13 protein-coding genes, 1 pseudogene and 1 other annotated feature are annotated in these 17521 nt (G+C 42.9%); of the genes and pseudogenes, 10 read left to right on the top strand and 4 right to left on the bottom strand.

Translation table 11 applies throughout. The features are described from left to right. Nucleotides 1-142 precede the first annotated feature (142 nt). The 4 genes and pseudogenes from QN079_RS09715 (at nt 143) to QN079_RS09700 (ending at nt 3671) form a co-directional block, all read left to right on the top strand. Entirely contained in the window at nt 143-1360 is a 1218-nt protein-coding gene (locus tag QN079_RS09715; protein ID WP_289229628.1) for an ammonium transporter, read from the top strand. Between the two features lie 16 nt (nt 1361-1376). Next, nucleotides 1377-1718 carry a P-II family nitrogen regulator gene (locus QN079_RS09710; protein ID WP_005229830.1) on the top strand — a complete coding sequence of 114 codons (342 nt, stop codon included), beginning with the start codon at nt 1377-1379 and terminating at the stop codon, nt 1716-1718. A 150-nt stretch (nt 1719-1868) separates the two neighbouring features. After that, a complete protein-coding gene (gene dinB / locus QN079_RS09705) occupies nt 1869-2993 on the top strand; it encodes a DNA polymerase IV (RefSeq protein WP_005229832.1) in 1125 nt (374 codons plus the stop codon). A gap of 19 nt (nt 2994-3012) precedes the next feature. After that, a pseudogene (locus QN079_RS09700) lies at nt 3013-3671 on the top strand (DNA alkylation repair protein). 136 nt (nt 3672-3807) lie between these two features. Here QN079_RS09700 and nrdG read toward each other — a convergent pair. Further along, complete coding sequence (nrdG, locus tag QN079_RS09695; protein ID WP_289229627.1) at nt 3808-4404, bottom strand: anaerobic ribonucleoside-triphosphate reductase activating protein; 597 nt, start codon at nt 4402-4404, stop codon at nt 3808-3810. 83 nt (nt 4405-4487) lie between these two features. Further along, nucleotides 4488-6683, bottom strand: coding sequence for an anaerobic ribonucleoside-triphosphate reductase (nrdD, locus tag QN079_RS09690; protein ID WP_289229626.1), 2196 nt, complete (start codon nt 6681-6683; stop codon nt 4488-4490). Nucleotides 6684-6970: 287 nt separating this feature from the next. Between nrdD and QN079_RS09685 the strand changes: the two genes are divergently transcribed. The 6 genes from QN079_RS09685 to lplA all read left to right on the top strand — a co-directional run bounded on the left by QN079_RS09685 (nt 6971) and on the right by lplA (nt 13815). Continuing rightward, nucleotides 6971-7735: an ABC transporter ATP-binding protein gene (locus tag QN079_RS09685; protein WP_005229848.1), complete on the top strand. Its 765-nt coding sequence runs from the start codon at nt 6971-6973 to the stop codon at nt 7733-7735. Beyond that, the gene (locus QN079_RS09680) at nt 7725-9779 is read left to right on the top strand and encodes an FtsX-like permease family protein (RefSeq protein WP_289229625.1); all 2055 of its coding nucleotides are present in this window, start codon (nt 7725-7727) and stop codon (nt 9777-9779) included. The genes QN079_RS09685 and QN079_RS09680 overlap by 11 nt, the downstream gene beginning before the upstream one ends. Nucleotides 9780-9967: 188 nt before the next feature. Beyond that, nucleotides 9968-11050, top strand: coding sequence for a M42 family metallopeptidase (locus QN079_RS09675; RefSeq protein ID WP_010749523.1), 1083 nt, complete (start codon nt 9968-9970; stop codon nt 11048-11050). Between the two features lie 9 nt (nt 11051-11059). Then, complete coding sequence (locus QN079_RS09670) at nt 11060-11845, top strand: DUF975 family protein (protein ID WP_230319135.1); 786 nt, start codon at nt 11060-11062, stop codon at nt 11843-11845. A 206-nt stretch (nt 11846-12051) separates the two neighbouring features. Further along, the gene (locus QN079_RS09665) at nt 12052-12792 is read left to right on the top strand and encodes an MBL fold metallo-hydrolase (RefSeq protein ID WP_005229857.1); all 741 of its coding nucleotides are present in this window, start codon (nt 12052-12054) and stop codon (nt 12790-12792) included. An 18-nt stretch (nt 12793-12810) separates the two neighbouring features. Beyond that, the gene (lplA, locus tag QN079_RS09660; protein WP_015509943.1) at nt 12811-13815 is read left to right on the top strand and encodes a lipoate--protein ligase; all 1005 of its coding nucleotides are present in this window, start codon (nt 12811-12813) and stop codon (nt 13813-13815) included. 45 nt (nt 13816-13860) lie between these two features. On the opposite strand, the gene proS is transcribed toward lplA, so the two are convergent. Continuing rightward, nucleotides 13861-15294, bottom strand: coding sequence for a proline--tRNA ligase (proS, locus tag QN079_RS09655; protein WP_142968228.1), 1434 nt, complete (start codon nt 15292-15294; stop codon nt 13861-13863). A 41-nt stretch (nt 15295-15335) separates the two neighbouring features. Further along, nucleotides 15336-15540 (bottom strand) — a binding site (T-box leader). Nucleotides 15541-15636: 96 nt separating this feature from the next. Beyond that, on the bottom strand, nt 15637-17514 hold the full coding sequence (locus tag QN079_RS09650; RefSeq protein ID WP_353957170.1) for a hypothetical protein: 1878 nt from the start codon (nt 17512-17514) through the stop codon (nt 15637-15639). Between the last annotated feature and the right edge of the window lie 7 nt (nt 17515-17521).

The following is a 17521-nucleotide window of genomic DNA, read 5'->3' as shown; positions in this document are numbered from 1 at the left end:
TGTCTTTTTTCGGACTTGTGTTAAATTATCTGACATCAACAGTTAGCTATTTTCAGAAAATTCACGATTTTCTCAGAAAAATCTAGATTATTTGAACATATGATGTTAGGATAGCTAACATAAAGAAAAGGAGGCGTCAAAAATGAACACAGGGAATATTGCATTTATTTTAATTTGTAGCGGTATGGTTTTTCTTATGACTCCAGCATTGGCATTTTTTTACGGAGGATTGGAACGTCGCAAAAACATCCTCAATACCATGATGATGGTGATTTGTACGATGGGCTTGGCGTCTGTGCTATGGGTCGCTTTAGGGTATACCTTATCTTTTAGCGGCACAGGCTCATTTATTGGGAATTTAGATAAAGTCTTTTTCAATCATGTCTCGATGACAGAAGGAGAAGGGATTCCTGAAGGGTTATTTGCGGCCTTTCAAATGATGTTTGCCTTGATCACAACGGCGATCATTACTGGATCTGTCGTGGGCAGAATGCGTTTCTCAGCTATTTTCCTATTTATCGGCTTCTGGCTAGTTCTCGTGTATTTTCCAATGGCACATATGGTATGGGGCGGCGGTTTCTTAGATGCGATCGGCTCGATCGATTTTGCAGGAGGCAATGTCGTTCATATCAGTTCGGGTATCAGTGGGTTAGTCTTAGCGATCGTTGTCGGTAAGCGGCGAGAATTTCATCAAACCGAATATCGTCCTCATAATATTCCATTTGTTGTACTAGGTGCTGGCCTTTTATGGTTTGGCTGGTTTGGCTTTAATGCTGGCTCTGCGTTAGCAGCTGATGGTCTAGCGATCCACGCCCTAATGACCACGAATACGGCAGCAGCCAGTGCGATGCTTTCTTGGATGCTGATCGAAAAAATCGTGTTGGGCAAACCGACGATCGTTGGTGCGTGTACTGGAGCCGTCGTGGGCTTAGTTGCCATCACACCAGGTGCGGGATTTGTCTCGCTTTGGTCTTCCTTTATCATTGGCGCTTTAGTCAGTCCGTTTTGCTACTTCTTTATTTCTGTCATCAAACATCGTCTAGGCTTAGATGATGCACTGGATGCCTTTGGCTGCCATGGCGTAGGCGGGATCTTTGGCGGTTTGATGACAGGGATCTTTGCGGATCCAGCAGTGGGTGGACAGTCAGGATTGCTATATGGCGGCGTTGATCTTTTTCTCGCACAAGCCGAAAGTATCGTATTTACGATTCTATTTGCAGGTATCTTATCCTTTGTCATTATCACTTTGATCAAATGGGTGATGCCGATTCGCGTATCGCAACAAGAAGAAGCAGTGGGGATGGATCGGATCGAACATGACGAAACGGCCTATCCTACCTTTATGGGGTTAGATTCTTAAGAGTGGAGGAGCAGTCATGAAAAAAGTTGAAGCGATTATTCGCCAAGAAAAATTAGAAGAACTAAAGGCCGCTTTGGACCAGTCTGATTTGATCAGCGGCATGACAGTCAGTCAAGTGCTGGGCTGCGGCAATCAAAAAGGCCTCAAAGAGTTTATTCGTGGCCAAGAAGTGATCACAACTCTTTTACCAAAAGTAAATGTCCGTTTTGTTTTAGCAGATGAAAAAGTCGATGCGGTGATTGAGCTGATTGTATCGATCTGTCGGACAGATGAAGTCGGTGACGGCAAAATATTCGTCTACCCGTTGGAAGAAGCGATTCGGATTCGCACTAATGAACGAGGGGAAGCTGCCTTATAGTAGAACTTCTTGGACCATGAAGAGGGCCGTAAAAGCAGTGAATGTAGAAGGAAGGACCAATGAAGATTGGTCCTTTTTGTGTGCTTCCCTCGATTCCTTGCTTGATAGGGAACCTCTGTTCGTTTATAATAAGAAGTGAGGTGAACAACGATGTCGGAACTGCAATTTCCCTTAAAAAATGATACGAGCCGCAAAATTATTCATATTGATATGGATGCTTTTTTTGCTTCGGTGGAAGAACGGGATGATCCAGAGCTTGCCAAGCATCCCCTCGTCATTGCCCGTCACCCAAGTGATACTGGCGGACGAGGAGTGGTCACGACCGCCAATTATCTGGCACGACAATATGGCATCCACTCGGCAATGAGTGCGCAAAAAGCCTATGAGCTTTGTCCTCAAGCGATTTTTAAACCGGGAAATCATCAAAAGTATCGTGAAGTGTCCCAGCAAGTCAGAGAAATTTTTCATCGATACACCGACATCATCGAACCAGTTTCTATTGATGAAGCGTATCTAGATGTCACAGTCAACAAGATCAATTGTCCTTCAGCAATTAAGATCGCTCGTTTGATTCAACGAGACATCTGGCAAGAGACTCATCTGACCTGTTCGGCAGGAGTCAGTTACAACAAATTCTTGGCAAAACTGTCTTCGGATTATCATAAACCACGAGGATTGACGGTGGTGATGCCAGATGAGGCAGTGGCATTTTTGCAACAATTACCCATTGATAAATTTCACGGGATCGGGAAGAAAACTGTTCCGCGGATGCATGAGTTAGGTATTTTTACAGGAGCTGATCTGTATGGCTGGAGTGAGATGGCGCTGATTCGTGAATTTGGCAAAATGGGGTATTCCTTGTATCGGAAAGTTAGAGGGATCCATGATTCCCCAGTTAGTGTGACGAGAGAACGGAAATCAGTTGGAAAAGAGCATACATACGGCAATCCATTAACCAGTGAAGAACAAGTATTGAGCCAGTTACGGGCTATCGCAGAAGAAGTCGAAAGATCCCTGAAGCGCACACAAAAACATGGCAAGACGGTCGTGTTGAAAGTTCGTTACAGTGATTACTCTACGATCACCAAGCGAGTGACCTTGCCAACCTATGTTCATAAAAAAGAACAGCTATTTTCCGAAGCAAGTCTGATTTGGGAAGAAATTTTAGGTCTGGAAAAAGGCATCCGTCTTTTGGGGATCACCGTCACAAATCTTGATCCACTGACCTATGAAAATATCGTACTACCCTTATGGCAACTATCTGACGAGCAGTAGGCAGAAGAGGAGGAGCAAAATGACACTCTATCAAGTATATGACACAATGACAGGATTGGCTGATCAGGAGCGAAGTGAAAAAATGGCCGCCTACATGCGGCATCAGTTTGATTTTTTAGGCATTCCTACGCCGTTGCGCCGCCAGCAGGAGAAAAAGCGACCTTCAAAGCAGCAAAACAAACGAAAACGGTTGATTGGGACTTTATCGATCATTGTTGGCAAAGCAGCTATCGGGAACACCAATACCTTGCAATTGATTATTTAGTGGTGATGGAGCCGTTTCTAGCGGCCATCGATCTGGCAAAAATTGAACAGCTAGTCATAACAAAAGCTTGGTGGGATAGCGTGGATGCCCTAAGTGAGGTTGTCAGAAAACTAGTTCGCCGACTGCCAGCGTTAAAAGCTGAAATGCTTCGCTGGAGTCTTGAGGAAAATCTTTGGCTGCGGCGAGTGGCAATACTCCATCAACTGCTGCAAAAAGAACAGATGGATCGACCACTGCTTGAAGAGGTCCTCGTCAATAATTTGGGGAGTTCTGAATTCTTTATCAACAAAGCCATTGGCTGGAGCTTACGAGATTATGCCAAGACGAATCCTCAGTGGGTCCAAGACTTTCTGCTTCGCTATCAAACAAGTCTGGCGCCTTTGACGATTCGTGAAGCAAGTAAGTACCTGTAAAAAGCTTGGTCACTGAGTTGATATAACATAAAAAAACACCGTGCATCATCTTTGAAGGAAGAGGAGGTGACCGCCAAAAGTTCGATTTTTTGGTCTAACTTTTGGATCACCTCAAGATGCACGGTGTTTATAGTTTTTAAATTTGTTTTTTGATTTGTTCGTAGCTTGCTTCAGCATCTTTGCACTTTGCCCAGATAACCGCTTTTCCTTGTTCCCGAGATGCAGCAAGATCAATGATTCGTTGATTGCTGCTGCCGCGAAACTGCAAGTTTAAATTTCGTTTGCTCAGTTCAAAACGACCGTCGACTAAAATATCGATTTTGGATAAAAGTTCCAATTTATCGGGTGTTTCCAAAAGCAATTCTTCATAGGTGTAGCCTGACCAGCTCCAAATATCTTTGCTGTGCCCAAATTCAGCACGCACCCGATCAACGACTTTCAGACAGACTGTTGTGTTCAAGAAAGGTTCGCCGCCTAGGAGGGTCAGCCCTTGGACATAATCATGCCGCAGATCTTCGATGACTCGATCCTCTAGTTCTTGCGTAAAAGGTGTACCATAGCGAAAGTTTTGGACCGCTTTGTTGAAACAGCCTTCACAAGCAAAGAGACAGCCGCTCACGTATAAACTATTTCGAATGCCTTCACCATCAACAAAGTTGAAGGCTTTGTAATCAGCAATATAATTTTGGCTATATTCTTTGGCTTGCCATTCTTTAGGTTTCGGATTTCTCATAAGAAAACTTCTTTCTATCATGAATTACAGGGATTGGTCTTCAAGAAAAGGAGTGTAGAAGAATTCTAGCACTCCTTTTTCGTTTATTCTTGCAAATGTTTGACCCGGGCAGAAATTTCTTTGTGCCGTCCATTGACCATTGGACGAGCTTGAGGATTTCCAAGATACCCACAGGTTCTTTTGACGACGTCACAACTTTTTGGGTCATGATTGCCACATTGTGGGCATTCGAAGCCCCGTTCGGTTGGATTGAAATCTCCTTCATACCCACACTCATAACAGTGATCGATAGGGGTATTTGTTCCAAGATAGGCGACCCGATCATAAGCGTAATCCCATACCGCTTCTAACGCTTTTGGATTTTGCTGCAAGACTGGGTATTCACAGTAATGAATAAACCCGCCAGAACAGTATTTTGGATACTCTTTTTCAAAATCAAGTTTTTCAAATGGTGTCGGATTTTTCCGCACATCATAGTGGAAGCTGTTGGTGTAGTATTCTTTGTCGGTAATGTTTTCAACTTCACCGAATTTTTCGGTATCCAAGCGGCAGAAACGATCAGTCAGGCTTTCACTAGGCGTCGAGTATACGCTGAAATGATAGCCGTATTCATCGCCCCAAGCATCTGCATGAGCTTTCAATTCTTTCACGATCGCTAGGGTAAAGGCTTTTGCTTCTGGATCTTGTTCCCATGTTCCACCATAAAAAGCCGAAGCAGCTTCATACAAACCGATATATCCAAGAGAAACAGTAGCACGTTTGTTTTTGAATAGTTCATTCACATTGTCTTTGCGATCCAAACGTTCACCGAAAGCCCCATACATATAAAGGATCGGCGCATTCGCAGGGCTGGCTTCTTTACAGCGCTCCACCCGATAGACAAGAGCATCCTTGACGATTTGCAGACGATCTTCCAGCAGCGTCCAGAATTTTTCTTGATCACCATTTGCTTCTAAGGCGATCCGAGGAATATTCAATGTTACGACGCCTAGATTCATCCGACCGACATTGACTTCTTCGCCACGTTCGTTTTTCCAGCCTTGCAAGAAAGAACGACAGCCCATCGGCACTTTAAAGCTGCCGGTCAATTCAATTAATTTATCATAATTCAAAATATCAGGATACATCCGTTTGGTGGCACACTCTAAAGCCAGTTCTTTAATATCATAGTTCGGATCGGTAGGGGCCAAGTTGACGCCACGGCGAATACTAAAGATCAATTTTGGAAAAATAGCGGTACGCTTCTCACTGCCTAACCCGTTGATGCGAATTTGGAGAATCGCTCGTTGGATCTCCCGTTCGAACCAGTTGGTTCCTAAACCAAACCCAAGGGAAGTAAACGGCGTTTGTCCGTTTGAGGTGAATAACGTATTGATTTCGTATTCTAGACTTTGCATTGCATCGTAGATATCTTTGCGCGTTTTGCTCTTCGCATAAGCTTCCCGACGTTCAGGCGACTCGATCCATTCTTCGGCATCTTTTAGATGCTTTTGATAATTCAACTCAGCAAAAGGAGCCAATAATTCATCTGTTCGATCAGCAGAACAGCCGCCATATTGACTCGATGCTACGTTTGCAATGATTTGTGAGATTTGAGCGGTGGCCGTTTGGATCGATTTTGGCGATTCCACTTCGGCGTTCCCAATTTTAAACCCATTATTCAGCATGCCTTTAAAATCGATCAAGCAGCAGTTGGTCATTGGGGTGTAAGGATGATAATCCAAGTCATGGTAATGAATGTCGCCTTTTTGGTGAGCATTTGCCACGTGAGGAGGGAGCATTTTCAAACCGATCGATTTTCCTACGATCCCAGCGGTCAAATCACGTTGTGTATTGAACACATTGCTATCTTTATTGGCATTCTCATTGACGACCGATTGATCTTTATTCATCAATTTGTTGATCGTAAAGTTGATGTCTGTGGCTTTGCTGCGCTCGAAATCACGATGGGTCCGATAGTTGATATATTCTTCAGCCAAGGCATACTCGTTTTTTGCTAATAAGATATGCTCGACGATATTTTGGATCTCATAGATTTTTACATTCGTACGAAAACGTTCCGCGATCTCGTGATCGACACTGTCAACGATCTCGGTGATTTTTTCGTGGTCGATGGGCGAAAGCTCGCCGTTGATTTTTCTTAGGGCTTTCACTAACGCATCGTAAATTTTTTGATCATCAAAATCGACAAGCCGTCCATCACGTTTTACGATTTTTAACTGACGCAAAGCGGACTGTCTTTCCAACCCTTGCTCAGGATTTCTCTTAATGTTCATCATTTCTACCACTCCTTATCTTCCTCAATATAATAAAACAAATTGTAGAAATGAGCAACTATATATAGTGGTGAATAAGGGTTGGTAAATTGGATATACACAATATATGGTGTATATTCATTGGGGCGTTTTCTGAGAAAACTGATAAGATTAAGGATTTGGTTGTTCCATGTTTCACATAATGAATAAAAAACTTTTTTAAATTTATTTTTTCTCTGTTTTGAAGCAGAAGTATTCAATGAAAAAGTATGCTACCATAAGGAGAGAATTTTATTAAAGGAGGGTTCTATGTGAAAAATATGATTGATGTGAAGCATCTGACCAAAAGTTACGGCACTCGTTTCAATCAAACCAAAGTATTAGATAACCTTTCTTTTGCAGTGGATCAAGGAGAATTTGTCGGGGTCATGGGGCCTAGCGGTGCTGGGAAAACGACCTTGATGAATCTGTTGTCTTCAATTATGCGACCTAGCTTAGGCTCGATCTATATCGATGGCAAAGACATTACCCGAATGTCGGAAAAAGCCCTCAGTGATTTTCGTCGTCAGCAGATCGGTTTCATCTTTCAAGACTTTAATCTTTTAGAGACGTTGACAGCCAGAGACAATATCTTGCTTCCCCTTGCCATTGATCGTTTGCCCGTGAGTGAAACCCAAGAGCGCATTGAACAAACGGCCAATTTGTTAGGAATCGAGCACTTGTTAGATCGCTACCCAGAAGAATTGTCTGTAGGGCAAAAACAGCGGGTCGCTGCTGCTCGAGCAATCATTAGTCGTCCGGCGGTCCTTTTTGCTGATGAACCCACTGGCGCCCTTGATTCAAAAGCGGCGACAGAATTGTTACGGTATTTAGCGCAAATCAATCAACAAGAGAAAACGACGATCTTGATGGTCACGCATGATCCTTTCACCGCCAGCTACTGCAACCGAATTTTATTCATCCGAGACGGTGTCTTCTTTGCAGAAGTCGTCAAAAAAGGCGGGCGTCAGGAATTTTTCGAAAAAATCATCGATATGCAGGCAACGATTGGAGGCGGTCCGCGCCATGTTGTTTAAAATCGGCTGGCGGAGTTTCTTGCGGCAGTTTCGCAACTATATGGTGTATTTTATTTGTATGATGACCGCCGTGATGATTTTTTATTCCTTTAACGCCTTGATGAATGATCGTCTGCTGAATCAACGGGTCCAGCAAGATATCCGCATTGAAGGGGTTTTAGGATTCGGCAGCAGTGTGGTTGCCTTTGTCGTTTTGTTTTTTATGCTGAGTGCCAATCATTTTTTTCTTAGTCAGCGACAAAAAGAAATCAGTGTTTACCAGCTTTTGGGGCTGCGGCAAGGTCGTCTGGCTTGGCTGTTGCTGCGGGAAACGTTTCTATTGAACTTTTTCTCTTTAGTGACTGGCATCTTTATGGGGATTATTTTTTCGAAATTTTTTTCTATGATTTTGATTCGAGCGATGGGTTTGAATTTAACGAGTCATTTCTTTAATTCACCCCAATCGATTTTTTCAACGGTTTTTGTCTTTATCGCGGCGATGATTATTTTGAGTATTCAAGTGATCCTTTTTGTTTGGCGTACCCCAATGAGTGAGCTGATCAAGACTGAATACCGCTTACCGATCAAGAAAATGAAAATGACCCCGTTTCGTTCATTAATGGGGGTTCTAGGTCTGATTCTACTGGGGGTAGGCTACTATTTGTCTTTGACCCTGCGGGAAACGTGGACCAACTATATCACGTACACACAAGATTTTTCAGCAATTTTATGGATTCCTTTATTGATTCTGTTTTGTTGTGTGACGGCAACCTATCTTTTTTTTGATTGCTCGTTGCCGGCATTGTTATATTTTTTGAGTAAGCCGAAAAAACGTCTTATCAAAGGGGCGAAACTGATTGCTTACAATAACGTGCGGGCTTACTTGCAAAGAACGTGGAAAAGCTATGCGCTTTTGACGATCATCACAGCGATCGCAATCTCCCTGATCGGGGGAACGATGGGGGTCATCTCATTAAACTATCAAGCAACGAACCGCATTTATCCAACGTCCTTTCAAGTGTCAGAAGAGCAGGCAGATACCTTGCGGGACCTTTTAGAAAAAGCCGATACACCGATTATTGCCGAACAATCGATTCCCTATAAAATGACCAATATGACGGTCCAAACCCGTTACCTTGGAGAGTTGCAAGACGAAAATATTGAAAATATCATGGTGAATCTGGTCGCTTTTTCTGATTATCAGCGTCTGCGAAAACTGGTTCCCGATGCCCCGGAGATTCAACTGCGTACCGATAAACAAGCGGTGCTTTTTGACAGTCAATACGATGTGACTCGTTCGTTTATCACCTATCGCGATGAGGTCAAAATCGGCAGTCAACATACGTTCAAACTCATTCAAGCAGAACAGGATTATTTTGGGGATTCTGCCTTGCGCTATTCCTTGCCAAATGTCCTTGTCATCCAAGATGATGCGTACCAGCAAGTTGAGGGCTTCACCTATAGCGTTGCTTATTTACAAACAGACAAGGTGCAAACGGAGAGCTTGACTCAGCTGCTAGATGAAGAGCTGCCGATTGAGTGGACGCATCCTTTGACCTATGAGTTTAGCGATGACCAAAAAAGCGTGCGTTTTTATCCAGAGACTGCCCGAGATTCCACCAGTGAGAATAACCAGATGACCGCATATCGACTGACCTTAGCGAATCGTTTTACAACGATGCGCGGCGTGCGGCGGCAAGCAGGAATCGTTTTGTTTGTGTCATTATTTGTAGGTGTGATCGTTTTGATCACGACATCCAGCAGTTTGATCGTTCGGCAATTTTCAAATACCGAGCGGGAGAAACACAATTACCGATTATTGACCAAACTAGGTTACACCCGAAAAGAAGTACGCAAACTCGTTTACTGGCAAAACATCTGGATCTTTATGCCAGGTACGCTACTGGCGATCTTGCATGCCGTCTTTGCCATCAATACCTTCACCCAAATCATCGACAGTCCTGGGTATTGGGTCGCTCATTTGTTTGCGGCAGTTGCAGCAGTCGTCTATCTATTTGCCTATTTGATTACCGTCAAGCTGTGTCTGCGAATAATTGAAACTTGATTGAATTCTTGATAAAACGATCCTTAGAATTGAAGCGAACCTTACAAATTAGACCAAAAAATCTAATCTTGAGGATCACGACAAAACGAGGATCGTTTTTTCATTTAACCAATCTTTTTGTATTTCCCTCTGGCACCAGATTAAGAGAATGGTATAATCATAATCAATGAGACAAAGGAGGAAGCAAGATGGAGAAAAAAGAAGAACAGCTTTTAATAGACCTAACGACTGCACGTGGGGTTCCTGGGAATGAGGAGGAAGTGCGTGAAGTCTTTAAAGAATATGCCAAAGACTTTGCTGAAGATATCTTTTTTGATGGTTTAGGAAGTGTCATTGCCAAACATGTTGGTGATGGCGGTGGACCGAAAATTTTTATATCGGGACATATGGATGAAGTCGGCTTTATGGTAACTAAAATCACAGAAAAAGGCTTTATTGAATTCCAGACCCTTGGTGGTTGGTGGGGGCAAGTGATGCTGGCACAGCAAGTCGAGATCAAAACCAATGAAGGCAAATTGATCCACGGTGTCGTCGGTTCAAAACCACCCCATGTCTTGAGTCCAGAGACTCGAAATAAACCGTATGATATCAAAGATATGTTCATTGATATCGGCGCTTCAAGTGAAGAAGAAGCCAAAGGCTGGGGGATCCGTCCGGGCGATATGATCACCCCTTATATCCAATACAAACGGATGAACGACAGCAAATTTTTATTAGCCAAAGCATGGGACAATCGAATCGGCACGGCGGTATCACTGCGGGTATTAGAAACCTTGGCAGCAGAAGGACATCCAAACTGCTTGTTTGCTGGCAGTGACGTGATGGAAGAAGTTGGCCTAAGAGGGGCGCGAACAAGCACTCACTTAGTGAATCCCGATATCGCGATCGCACTAGATACTGGCACCGCTGGGGACACACCTGGAATGACACCAAAAGAAGCGGATTCTGTGTTAGGCAAAGGCCCACAAGTCCTGATTTTCGATGCTTCCATGATTCCTCACAAGAAATTATTGAATTTTGTGATCGATGTCGCAGAAGAGATGGAAATTCCTTTCCAATATACCGTGATCACTGGTGGAGGAACCGATGCTGGTCAAATGCATTTGACTCGTGATGGGGTCCCTTCGATCGCTATTACCGTGCCAGTTCGTTACCTGCATTCTCATACTTCTGTCATTCATGAGGATGACTACTTCAATACAGTCAAGCTTGTAACGGAAGTGGTTCGCCGCTTAGACGATAAGACCGTTAAAGCATTGCGCAGTTACTAAGGTGAGTCTATGAGATCAAATACAATGATTCGAGAGACCGCCAAAAACTCCTTGCGCGGATTCTGGGGAACGTTCGTCTTAAGTATTTTAGCGACGGTTGCGGTACAAGCGGTGGTCAGCTCGCTTTTTAGTAGTATTGGGACTTCTTTTGGTGCAAACAATGCAGGGAGCTGGATCGATCTGATCTTGGACAATTTTGTCTTCTTTGCGTTTTCGGTAGCGTTGAGTATCATGGCACTCTATCTGGTTCGTGGCAGAGGAATCAAGGTGGCGGATATTTTTCTAGTCTTTGATAAACGTCTGTATGTACCGTTTTTGCTACTAAATTTAGTGAGCGCGCTTTTAAATTATCTTTTGAGTTTTGCGATTTTCTTGCCGCAGTTTGTCTTATCAGGACTCAATCAATATTTGGACTTGGTATTCAATTTTAATCGGGGAATCTCTATTGATGTGGCGATGTTTAATGGCTCGGTCGCTTTTGTGATTGGGACCTTTCTCTCCATCATTTTGTTCTTCTTTTTGTCACAAGTCGTTACTGGTGTGATTCAATTAGCAATCTATCTGCGCTATGATCAACCGGAATTAGGGGTTCTTCAGTCAATTAAAGTGGCCTTTGCGCTCTTGCGTCCACATCTGGGTCAATACATTTGGCTACAGTTATCATTGATTGGCTGGTTTATTCTCGGCTTTTTGGCACTGATGATCGGGATGCTATGGGCAAACGCCTACGCTTATGCAGTCAATGCAGTATTTTATGAGGAATTGATCAATGAACAACGAGCGATGATCAGATAAACAAAAAAGACGACGGCCCATTGGTCTGGCTCCCTGCAGATAGAGTAAAAAACTCATTCATAGGGTTCTACCAATAGACGTCGTCTTTTTCTCGTTTTCTCGATCTTTTTTTGCAAAAAAATGGTCGGATTTTAGTCAAATCAGCTGAGATGTGATAGCATAAAAGAAGTAGAAAACCAGCTTGAGCCAAAGAGGAGGAAACACAAGTGAAAATAACTGTCTTAGGTTGTTTAGGTGCCTATCCGTATAATGGTGAAGGGACTACTGGCTATTTAATTGAGTCAGAAGGCTTTCATTTGCTGCTTGATGCGGGAAGCACCACCTTGGTCCAACTAGAAAAAATCCTTGATCCCTTAGACTTAGATGCAGTGATTCTGACGCATTACCATCACGATCATATTGCGGATCTAGGGGTATTGCAATACTATTGGCAATTATATCCAGGAAACGAAGAACGCCAGGTTTTGCCAATCTACGGACACGGGGAGGACACAGTTCATTTTGAAAGCCTGACGATGCCTGGAGTGACTCAAGGAATTGATTACCTCCAAACGGAGTCATTGGAATTGGGCCCGTTTACCATTACCTTTATGAAGACGATCCATCCAGTCACTTGCTATGCCATGCGATTTGTTGAGAAAAGTACAGGCAAGGTTTTTGTTTTTACAGGCGATTCTGGCTACTTAGAATCTTTTGTTCCGTTTGCACAAGGAGCTGACCTGTTTTTGGCAGATACCTATCTTTTTGCAGGCAATGAGCGGCACAAGGCTCATTTTACGTCAAAAGAAGCAGGCGAGATTGCCCATGCGGCACAGGTAAAAAAATTAATGTTGACGCATTTGCCGCAACACGGTGATTTAGAACAGTTACGAGAAGAGGCTGCACTAGCTGCCAATGGGATCCCCGTTGAATTGGCGGCTGTTCAAAAAATAATTGAAATCATCTAATTAGGAGGAACGAATAGTATGCTTTTTGTACCGAACGAACTGAATGACCCACGCATCAATTTAGCCATCGAGATTTTTCTTCTTCAAGAAATGAAAGTGGATGAACCCATCTTACTTTTTTACATTAATGAACCATCGATTATCATTGGACGCAATCAAAATACGATCGAAGAGATCAATAAGGAGTATGTGGATGAACATGGGATCCATGTCGTTCGTCGTTTCAGCGGCGGCGGTGCAGTCTATCATGATTTCGGAAACTTGAATTTCAGCTTTATTATGCCTGACGATGGGAATTCTTTCAGAGATTTTGAAAAACTGACCAAACCAATCGTCCAAGCTTTACATGAGATGGGGGTTGAAGGGGCGCAACTAAAAGGCCGCAACGACCTTGTGATCAATGACATGAAATTTTCTGGGAATGCGATGTACGCAACAAATGGCCGGATGTTTGCTCATGGCACGATCATGTTTGACAGTGATATCAATGAAGTAGTCAACGCCTTGAAAGTCCGTAAAGACAAAATCGAATCAAAAGGCATCAAATCGATCCGTTCAAGAGTGACCAACATCAAACCATTCTTGCCAAAAGAGAAGCAAGACATGACGACTGAAGAGTTCCGTCAAGAAATCTTATTGAAGATTTTTGGTGTCGATTCCGTGGAAGACGTCAAAACCTATGAACTAACAGAAGAGGATTGGGTCAAGATCAATGAGATTTCCGATAAGTATTATCGTAACTGGGATTGGAATTACGGCAAATCACCAGCCTTTGATATCGAACGCCGTCATCGATTCCCGATCGGCTCCATCGAAGTTCGTTTAAATGTGGCAGAAGGAAAAATCACAGATGCCAAAATCTTTGGCGACTTTTTCGGCCTAGGGGACATTGCAGATGTAGAACAAGCCCTGATCGGTACTCGTTATGCCAAAGAAGATTTGGCACAAGTCATTGCCAACATTGATGTCAAAAAATATTTTGGCAACATCACGCCTGAAGATTTTCTTTCATTGATTTATTAATCAAAAAACGAAGCAGCCTTTTCCATCTGGCTGCTTCGTTTTTTATTAGTATGCGCGGGCGATCCAAACGGTGTGTTTGGCAGGTTTGCCGCTGACAATATCGACTGTTTTTTCCATTGGTGCTTCAAACGGAATGTTTCGGGTAGTAAAGCCAGTTTCTTCTTTGATTTTGGCCTCGGTTTCTTCCGAGCCGTCCCAACCGATCAAAACAAAACCAGTCACTTTGTCTTCTTGTTTGCACGTTTCGATATGGGCTTTTAGTTCATCCAATGTATCGATGTTGGTGTACTCATTTTCTTTGTTTCGTTCCTTCGCAGCTGCTAATAAACGTGGAGTCATTGCTTGTAATTCTTGGTCAACAAACGCTTCTAATTCCTCAAGCGCCACCGTTTGCTTGTCAGGTAGGTCACGGACTTTGACCATGACTTTGCCAGCTTCTAAATCTCTTGGGCCACATTCGATTCGCAAGCAAGCGCCTTTTAGTTCCCATTCATTGAATTTATAGCCAGGTGAGTTATCAGAATCATCCAAACGAACACGAATGCCCTTGGCTTTAAAGTTGGCATACAGTTCTTCTAATTTTTCTAAGATGGCTGGATTCTTTTTCCAAGGACCGACTGGTAACAACACAACTTGGGTTGGTGCAATGGTTGGTGGGAAAACTAAACCATTTTCATCGCCATGGGTCATGATCAAGGCACCTAACAAGCGGGTAGAGACACCCCAAGAGGTTGTGTGGGCATGGGTATGCTTGTTTTCTTTCGTTAAATACGTAATATCAAATGCTTCAGCAAATTTTGTCCCCATGTAGTGGCTGGTTCCTGCTTGGACTGCTTTGCCGTCTTTCATCATCGCTTCGATCGAATAAGTATCTACTGCCCCCGCAAAGCGCTCAGATGGGGTTTTTTGTCCACGATAAACAGGGATCGCTAGAAATTCTTCGCAAAGGCGGGCATATTCATCTAAGACTTTCATGGTGCGTTGACGAGCATCTTCTTCATTTTCATGAGCGGTATGACCTTCTTGCCATAAAAACTCTGAGGTACGCAAGAAAGGCAATGTTTTCTTTTCCCAACGAAAGACGTTTGCCCATTGATTGATTTCATAAGGCAGGTCACGGTAGGAGTTGATCCAATCAGAAAAGGCAGAGCCGATCATGGTTTCTGAGGTTGGACGCAAGGCCAAAGGTTCTTCCAGTTTTTCGTTGCCGACTTCTGTGACCCAAGGTAATTCAGGGGCAAAGCCTTCGATATGATCCGCTTCCTTCATAAAGAAATTTTGCGGAATCAGCATTGGGAAGTATGCATTGCGAATGCCTTCTTTTTTCAAGAAACGATTGAACTCCTCTTGAATATGTTCCCAAAGTTCGAAACCGTCAGGACGGAAAATAATGGAACCTTTCACTGGGGAGTAAGCCATCAATTCGGCTTTTTGGATCGTTTGGATATACCATTCTGTAAAATCATTTTTTTGTGTCATTGTTTTTCCTCCTTAAAAAAATAAAAAAGCATCTCGTCCTAAAAAAGGACGAAATGCTTGGATTTCGCGGTACCACCTTTGTTGATTATCGATCAGGATAATCCAACTCGTAAAGGATAAGGCCTTTCCACCGACCGTTTTGCGGTCATTGCCATTGGGTAGGTTCATTTTATCAGCGGGTGTCGATTTTTCAGCTGTCATCGACTCTCTAAGACCATCATAAAATTACTATTCCAATGCTTGTTGCTGTTCTTTATCATGCTAAAGCGAAAAAGCGAAAAAAGCAAGAGTTTTTTCGCTTTTTCTTAAAATAGACCGTTTAACGTATCGGAGAAAAGGCAGTCAGTCAAAAGACAGCAGATCCGCTTTAGCGGCAAATGTTAAACGCAAAAAATGAAAACCATCTGAATCCTCGATACGCAGACTTCCTTGATAGACAAGACAAATTTGTTCCAGCATTTGCACATCATTATGGATCGCCTGTCGTTTTGCTTCATCAGTTTGCAGTTTTTCTGTCTCATCCTCTGTCAAAAGCGGCATTTGACAGTCGATATGTAGCTGTTCTTTTGTGTCAGTCACTTTCAACGAAAGCCTGCGATTTTGAGGATCTGTGACCGAACAGGTGTAGCGGATGGCGTACTCTAAGCAATGGGCGATCAAGGACAGACGATCATTTTCTTCCAATCGTTCCAGTGGTTCCGTGAGGTCATCGCAGGTAAGCGTGATCCTTTTTTGAGCGGCAGTGTGTTGATAATCAGCAAGCAGCATCGTCGTGATCGATTCTTTTTCAACCGCAGGGATCGTTAGCTGCTGCTTGATTTCTTCTTCAATCTCGCAAAGACCTTCATACGCAGCCGCTAGTTGTTCGTCTTCTAACATGTCTTTAATGGTATGGGTTCTCTTTTTGATGATTTGTAAAACTTGCTGCCATTGTGCCGTTTGATCTGGACCGATCGCCTGCTGATTTTCATACAATCGCACTTTGATGTCTGCTGTGTCGATCTGCTTATTTTTGCCTTCACTGGCAAAAAAGAGTTCGAGGAACCCATAACAAGTAAAAATAAGTATCAGTAAGAAAAAGATGATCGAGCGCCAATTGATGTCAGATTGCGGGAGGACTAAAATATCCTGGATATACAAGAACCCATGACCGATTGCCGCGACAACGATCCAAGGTGCACAAAGGACATAAAATTGATTCTTTTTTAACGCCTCATAAATCGCCGCAAACGAAGTCACAAAGGTGCTGGTGATGTTTAACAAAAACAGATAGTTCATGACGATTGGCAAACTTTGTTTTTGAAAAAGTGCCAAAAACATGGCAAAGATCCCGAAGGAGTAGTGAACAACCAACCATTTCTGATAATACTTACGTACGAAGTGCATGTTTGTGTAGTAAAACCCAATCAAAAACATGGGCGTAATAATCGAAAGAAAATTTAACATAAATGAATTCACGATGGGAGAAAAAAGCAGTCCACCCAGCAGATCCCCGAAGCCTGCTTCTAAACCTGCACTTAAGGCAAAGCCACTGAATAAAATGGAAGAGACTTTCAGCTTTCTTTGGTTGATAAAAGAAACGAAGAGATAAAATAAATTAAGGATACAAATAAATCCGGTAAATAGGAGGATATAGATATTCAAAATTGATAGACTAAAAACATAACCGATCAATGCATTGGCAGGACCGAAAAAGACTTCGGCTGGAAAGCCAGAATAGGTGTCGAAAGGACTAGTCACGTAGATCTTCAACGTCTTTCCAACGTAATCCTCTGGCAATGTGATAAAAGATAAGGTTTTGCCAGGATGGTTGAAGGTCAATGAATGTTCGGCAGCTTCATTGGTATAAATTTCTTGATCATCCAGATAGACGGTCATGTGTTGATGATCGCCAATCAGCAGCATCGTTGGATATTTGTATTCGTTGGTCATTTTTCGCTGCATGACAAATCGCTCATTGGCTTTTACGCTAGGTAAATATTTCACATAACGGCTAATAAAAGTAGAATCAGGATTGTCTTCCGCATAAAAAATCCAATCTTCCTTCTTCTCCACGGTATGGTTATCAGAAGTAGGATATAGGAAGAGTATAAGAAAAAAACCGATGCTTCCTAGCAAAAATAGAACGAGTAGGATAAAGGGAATCCAACGTTTAAAAAAGAACTTGTTATTTAAAAAAAGCATACTTTTTCTCCTATGTTTTTTAATCGCCTTTAGCATAATATAA

Source organism: Enterococcus sp. FZMF (genome assembly GCF_030263915.1).
GTDB lineage: Bacteria > Bacillota > Bacilli > Lactobacillales > Enterococcaceae > Enterococcus_D > Enterococcus_D casseliflavus.
Note: the sequence above shows the minus strand (reverse complement) of the source record. Positions and strands in the feature narration are given on the sequence as shown.

What these genes read in the sequence shown, in the direction of transcription:
- QN079_RS09680 (WP_289229625.1), top strand. Translation starts at nt 7,725, where the DNA reads ATGTTGTTTAAAATCGGCTGGCGGAGTTTCTTGCGGCAGTTTCGCAAC.
- QN079_RS09675 (WP_010749523.1), top strand. Translation starts at nt 9,968, where the DNA reads ATGGAGAAAAAAGAAGAACAGCTTTTAATAGACCTAACGACTGCACGT.
- lplA (WP_015509943.1), top strand. Translation starts at nt 12,811, where the DNA reads ATGCTTTTTGTACCGAACGAACTGAATGACCCACGCATCAATTTAGCC.
- QN079_RS09670 (WP_230319135.1), top strand. Translation starts at nt 11,060, where the DNA reads ATGAGATCAAATACAATGATTCGAGAGACCGCCAAAAACTCCTTGCGC.
- QN079_RS09650 (WP_353957170.1), bottom strand. Translation starts at nt 17,514, where the DNA reads ATGCTAAAGGCGATTAAAAAACATAGGAGAAAAAGTATGCTTTTTTTA.
- QN079_RS09715 (WP_289229628.1), top strand. Translation starts at nt 143, where the DNA reads ATGAACACAGGGAATATTGCATTTATTTTAATTTGTAGCGGTATGGTT.
- proS (WP_142968228.1), bottom strand. Translation starts at nt 15,294, where the DNA reads ATGACACAAAAAAATGATTTTACAGAATGGTATATCCAAACGATCCAA.
- nrdG (WP_289229627.1), bottom strand. Translation starts at nt 4,404, where the DNA reads ATGAGAAATCCGAAACCTAAAGAATGGCAAGCCAAAGAATATAGCCAA.
- QN079_RS09710 (WP_005229830.1), top strand. Translation starts at nt 1,377, where the DNA reads ATGAAAAAAGTTGAAGCGATTATTCGCCAAGAAAAATTAGAAGAACTA.
- nrdD (WP_289229626.1), bottom strand. Translation starts at nt 6,683, where the DNA reads ATGATGAACATTAAGAGAAATCCTGAGCAAGGGTTGGAAAGACAGTCC.
- dinB (WP_005229832.1), top strand. Translation starts at nt 1,869, where the DNA reads ATGTCGGAACTGCAATTTCCCTTAAAAAATGATACGAGCCGCAAAATT.